Annotated in this window: 5 protein-coding genes; 4 read left to right on the top strand and 1 reads right to left on the bottom strand. The window is 44.5% G+C overall.

The window, feature by feature from the left end; all coding sequences use genetic code 11:
- The first annotated feature begins 240 nt into the window (after positions 1–240).
- Entirely contained in the window at positions 241–1140 is a 900-nt protein-coding gene (locus ACYQ2O_RS10400) for a glycine betaine ABC transporter substrate-binding protein (protein ID WP_346024901.1), read from the top strand.
- Between the two features lie 383 nt (positions 1141–1523).
- Positions 1524–1955, top strand: a complete 432-nt coding sequence (locus tag ACYQ2O_RS10395; protein WP_346024900.1) for a hypothetical protein — start codon at positions 1524–1526, stop codon at positions 1953–1955.
- A gap of 87 nt (positions 1956–2042) precedes the next feature.
- Here the strand turns inward: ACYQ2O_RS10395 and ACYQ2O_RS10390 are convergent, their stop codons facing one another.
- A complete protein-coding gene (locus tag ACYQ2O_RS10390; RefSeq protein ID WP_346024899.1) occupies positions 2043–3026 on the bottom strand; it encodes an NAD(P)H-quinone oxidoreductase in 984 nt (327 codons plus the stop codon).
- 425 nt (positions 3027–3451) lie between these two features.
- Between ACYQ2O_RS10390 and ACYQ2O_RS10385 the strand changes: the two genes are divergently transcribed.
- Together ACYQ2O_RS10385 and ACYQ2O_RS10380 are read left to right on the top strand one after the other, a co-directional pair.
- Positions 3452–4372 carry a VOC family protein gene (locus ACYQ2O_RS10385; RefSeq protein WP_346024898.1) on the top strand — a complete coding sequence of 307 codons (921 nt, stop codon included), beginning with the start codon at positions 3452–3454 and terminating at the stop codon, positions 4370–4372.
- Positions 4373–4406: 34 nt separating this feature from the next.
- A complete protein-coding gene (locus ACYQ2O_RS10380; RefSeq protein WP_459796562.1) occupies positions 4407–5003 on the top strand; it encodes an alpha/beta hydrolase in 597 nt (198 codons plus the stop codon).
- Positions 5004–5127: the final 124 nt, after the last annotated feature.

Genomic DNA, 5127 nt, shown 5'->3' with positions numbered 1-5127 from the left:
AGTCCAATGGGACAACTGAAGAAAATGTTTGGGTAATGAAACACACAGAATGAGCCATTTTAATATTAAAATTGAAGAGTTACCATCTCTAGAAAAAAAGTTTCCGCCAAAGTCTTGACACATACCCTATTCTGTCAATTTTTGCCTCATACAACTATTTATGCTACGGTAATATGCGGAGTGAAAATTCAATGAAATTTTCATGAAATACTAAAATCACTAATGAAGGACACAACACGTATGATTAAATCAACACCTTTAAAACTCGTTTCTCTTGCTTCAGCCGGACTACTCCTGGCCGCTTGTGGAGACGATGCAGCACAGAACGGGGAAGACGCCAGCATAGGCGACCAGCTGGAATACACAATCACTGGTATAGAACCTGGTGCTGGTATTACCGAAACAACTGAACAGGCTCTGAATGCGTATGATAACCTGGGCGACTGGGAGCTGGAAACAAGTTCAACTGCAGGAATGATGGGTCAGATTGACTCGGCTATAGCAAATGAAGAACCACTAGTCGTTACCGGCTGGACCCCACACTATAAGTTCGAGATGTATGATTTGAAGTTTCTTGAGGATCCTGAAGGTATTTATGGCGACAGCGAGTTTGTCCACACCATGTCCCGTATAGGTTTTGAAGAAGATATGCCTGAAGCGTACGCTATCCTGGAAAACTTCTCTTGGGAAGTCGATGATATGCAGCAGATCATGCTTAATGCCCAGGATATGGAATTCGACGAAGCAGCATCAGACTGGATCGAAGAGAATCGTGACCTTACTGATAGCTGGGTCGAAGGTATAGAAGAAGTGGACGGGCAGTCGATTGAACTTGGGTCATTCCCATGGGATTCGGAACGTGCATCTTCACAAGTCATTTCACAGATCCTTGAAGAACACGGATTTGATGTTACTGTATCAAATGTCGATCCATCCATTCTCTTCCAGGCACTTGCTCAAGGTGAAGTAGATGCAACTGTTGCGCCATGGCTGCCGACAACACAGGGCACGTATCTTGAAGCATACGGTGACGACATCGTCGATATGGGGGTCAACATGGAAGGCACGATAATCGGGCTAGTTGTTCCTGAATATATGGATATTGATTCGATTGAAGATCTGACCGGAGACACTGAGTAAGATTATCAGTGTCCTGAAACAGCAAACCTATAGGAAAAGAGCTTGTAGTCTTTACTCTAAGCTCTTTTCCTATAGCACCGTTCAGTAATTGAATTAATCTGGACGGTTCAGCTGCTTTCTGAACCAACTAAATTCGGCAATTTGACAATTAAAACTAAACACAGCTGAGTGAACAGGTTCAGGATACAGAAAGAAGACTGAATGTTCTCAAGCGTGAGCTGTCACTGTCTGATGATTCATTCACGGAGAAACTGACTCAGGAACGCCAGAAACGACTGGAACTGAAGGATAAGATCAAGGAAATAAACGAAGCGTATAAAGCCGGACAGACTGTTCTGGACAGGCTCGATGCCACGCTAGACAAACTTGATTCAGCTGATTCCATGGCCACCTGGGATCTGTTTTCAGACGGATTATTCACTGACCTGATTAAATACAACAAAATAGATCAGGCAGAAAAAGAACTGACCCACCTTGAGACGGCCATCGCCCGATACAAGAAGGAACTGAAGGATGTTCAGATGGAAACAGATCTGACTTACGAGGAACTCGGTGAAATGCACCGCTTCTTTGATATTTTCTTCGATAATATCTTTTCTGACTGGAGTACGAAAGAAACCATCGGTCGAAACATCGATATGCTCAACGAGCTCTACTATGAAGTCAAAAATATCCAGAAACCCTTCAGAGCAACTACCGTTCAATCACAGCTGAAATCGAAGAGTCTGAATACTACTATTAAGAAAAGCTTTGTTAAACATTCTGCGAATCGCGAAAGCCAGCACCTTTTCTACATTAAATCCCGTCTGCTTTAGAGAAAAACTTCTGGAAGTCAGACGGGATCATTTTGTATGATGCTTACTGGTGAATACTTTTATTCTTGTAAATTTGTTAATAAAAAATCAGTCATCAAGAGATAGAATGATCTTTCCTAAGTTCTCATTGTCTTCCATCTGACGGTGCGCCTCTGGCAGGTCACTGAAAGGTACAACCGAATGAATGACCGGTGCGAGCCTTCCCTCTTTAAATAGAGGCAGACAGGCTTCAGAAAATTCTCTGGTCAGTTCAGCTTTATACTCATCGCTTCTAGGGGTGAGTAGTGTACCTTTTAAAGCGATCCTCTTTTTCATCAGGTCACCTAGAGAGACCGACTCTACCATCGCGCCTCCTAATGTCCCTATCAGGATCCACCGTGCATCTACCGAACAACTGGCTAAGTTCTTTTCCCAGTATGATGCCCCAACGAAATCCAGTATGACATCCACTCCATGCTCACCTGTCTGCTGCAGAACGACTTCATCGAAAGCTTCCTTCTTGTAATTGATTCCAATGCTCGCGCCAAGTTCTCTGGCCAGTTCAAGTTTTTCAGGCTGACCGGCTGTCGCTACAACTGCTGCTTCACTGAGGTAACGAGCGAGCTGAATCGCTGCAGTGCCTACTCCGCTTCCAGCTGCGTGAATAAGTACTTTTTCATGCTGTTTCAGTTCTCCGAGCCAGTAAAGAGTCTGATAGGCCGTCAGGAACACCTCGGGTATTGCGGCGGCTTCGTCAAAGGTCAGAGATTCAGGGATCACCATAGCCCGATCGGCCGGCATGGTCACATACTCGGCGTATCCCCCATGATTAACCAGCCCCATGACCCGTGTGCCTTCTGTTAAGTGGGTATGCTCCGAGTGGTTTTCGGCTACTACTCCGCTGACTTCCAAACCCAAAATGGGATAAGGCTTTTCAAGATCTGTATTCTGCCTCGTCAGCGTATCCGTACGGTTGATACCGGCTGCCTTTACCTCTATAAGAATCTCCCCTTCGGCCGGTACAGGCTTTTCTCTTTCCACTTTAGTCAGCTGATTTCTTCCCCCAGGTTTGTTGATTGTCCATGCTTTCATCTATCTTTTTCCCCTTTCTCCGCATCTGTTAAATATTTGTCTTTGCCAATGAACTTCTGGATTTGATGAATTGATTTCAAATGCTCCATCACCTTCATTCAGTATAAGGCCTTTCGTCATTTATCCTCAGTTATCTGTGAAAAATAACTGCCCCACCAGATTCTATATTTACTCAGTTCATCGACAGTCTCTTCCTTTATCTTATCATGTTTACACTGTTTTCGTGAGTCAGCACCTCTCTCATCACTATCATAGAACGAAATTTCAATCGAACAACTTGCAAGATCTGTATTACCAGTTAACCGGAATGTGCTAGTTAGACTAATCTCCGCTTCATTGATGTCTTACTGTTGACAAAAAGTAAGAAGTTGGTATACTTACTATATAATATCTCGAATTCGTAATAAAAAAAAGGGGCACTATTCATGAAAAAAACATCTGGCATTCATCACATCACCGCTATTGTCGGGCATCCACAGGAAAACGCTGACTTCTATTCTTCCATACTTGGGCTGCGACTGGTCAAAAAAACAGTGAATTTCGACGATCCACAGACTTATCATCTATACTTCGGAAACGGGACAGCTGAACCCGGTACGATCATCACCTTCTTCCCTTGGACGAGTGGCGCTCAGGGACAGATCGGCGGCGGACAAGTCGGTGTCACTTCCTTTGCCGTTCCTCCAGAAAGTCTTTCCTTCTGGGAAAATCGTCTGACAGAAAAAGGGATTGTGGTGCATAAAACCACCCGCTTCAATGAAACTGTCCTTCAGTTTGAAGATGTCCATGGTCTGCAGCTTGAACTAGTCGAACGCGAAGCCGGTTCTCAAAACACCTGGTCCAGCGATGGCCTTTCTCCAGAAGTGGCAATTAAAGGATTTGCTGGCGCTGTACTGTTCTCCACCAACCCGGAAGCGACTATTGAAACGCTGACCGGAACAATGGGGCTCAATCAATTATCTGAAGAAGATAACGTGATACGGCTGACAACTGAAGGGCCATCAGGTCATACCATCGATATCCCACTAGAAGCTTATTCATTAGGAGACATGGGCATCGGAACTGTTCACCATATAGCCTGGCGTGCATCCGACGAAACCGATCATCTAGAGTGGCAGAAACATGTGAGAGAAAAAGGTTATCAGGTCACAGAAGTCAAGGATAGAAACTACTTCAAAGCTCTTTATTTCAGAGAATATGGTAAATTGCTGTTTGAGATCGCATCAGATACTCCCGGCTTTACTGCAGATGAACCACTGGACAGTCTCGGTGAGTCATTGAAGCTGCCTGAACAATATGAAAAGCATAGAGATGAGCTTAATCGTGTGCTTCCTCTGTTAAACTAATTTTAAGCTTAATCAATTTAAAGGAGAGAGAGTAATGGAACACATTTTCAATAAAGGAACCGACACAACTGACCTGACTTTACTGCTGCTGCACGGCACTGGAGGATCAGAACGCGATCTGCTTCCACTTGCAGACGTGATTGATCCTGATGCAAATGTGTTGAGTGTACTTGGAAACATCAATGAAAACGGCATGGCCCGTTACTTTAAACGACTTGGTCCTGGCGTATTCGATGAGGACGACCTTAAGTTTCAGACGAAAGAACTGAACAGCTTTCTAGACAAAGCTGCTGAAGAATACGGTTTTGACCGTAGGAAAGTAGTCGCTGTAGGTTATTCCAATGGCGCAAATATTGCCGGAAGCCTGCTTTTCCATTACAGTGATGCACTTGCCGGGGCAATCCTTCATCATCCGATGGTTCCTTTAAGAGGACTTGATCTTCCGGACCTGACTGGCCTGCCTGTCTTCATCGGGGCCGGTACAAATGATCCGATCTGCCCGCCGGAAGAATCAACCGAACTAGAAAATCTGTTATCTGAAGCAGGAGCTGAAGTGACCCTTCACTGGGAAAACTACGGTCACCAGCTGACCTCAACAGAAGTTCAAGCAGCATCAGAATGGTTTGCTTAAAAAAAGCTTCGGCTACGCCTTCGCCCTTTTGGGATAGTGCGTAGCCATTACTTTTTCAGTTCTGAATTATCGTAGACGATACCGTGAATACTCTTATAGTAAACAGGAACCATCTCATTTCCAC

This window comes from Alkalibacterium sp. m-11, from assembly GCF_054658155.1.
The sequence above is the reverse complement of the archived record's forward strand: the minus strand, read 5'-3'. Positions and strand labels throughout refer to the sequence as shown.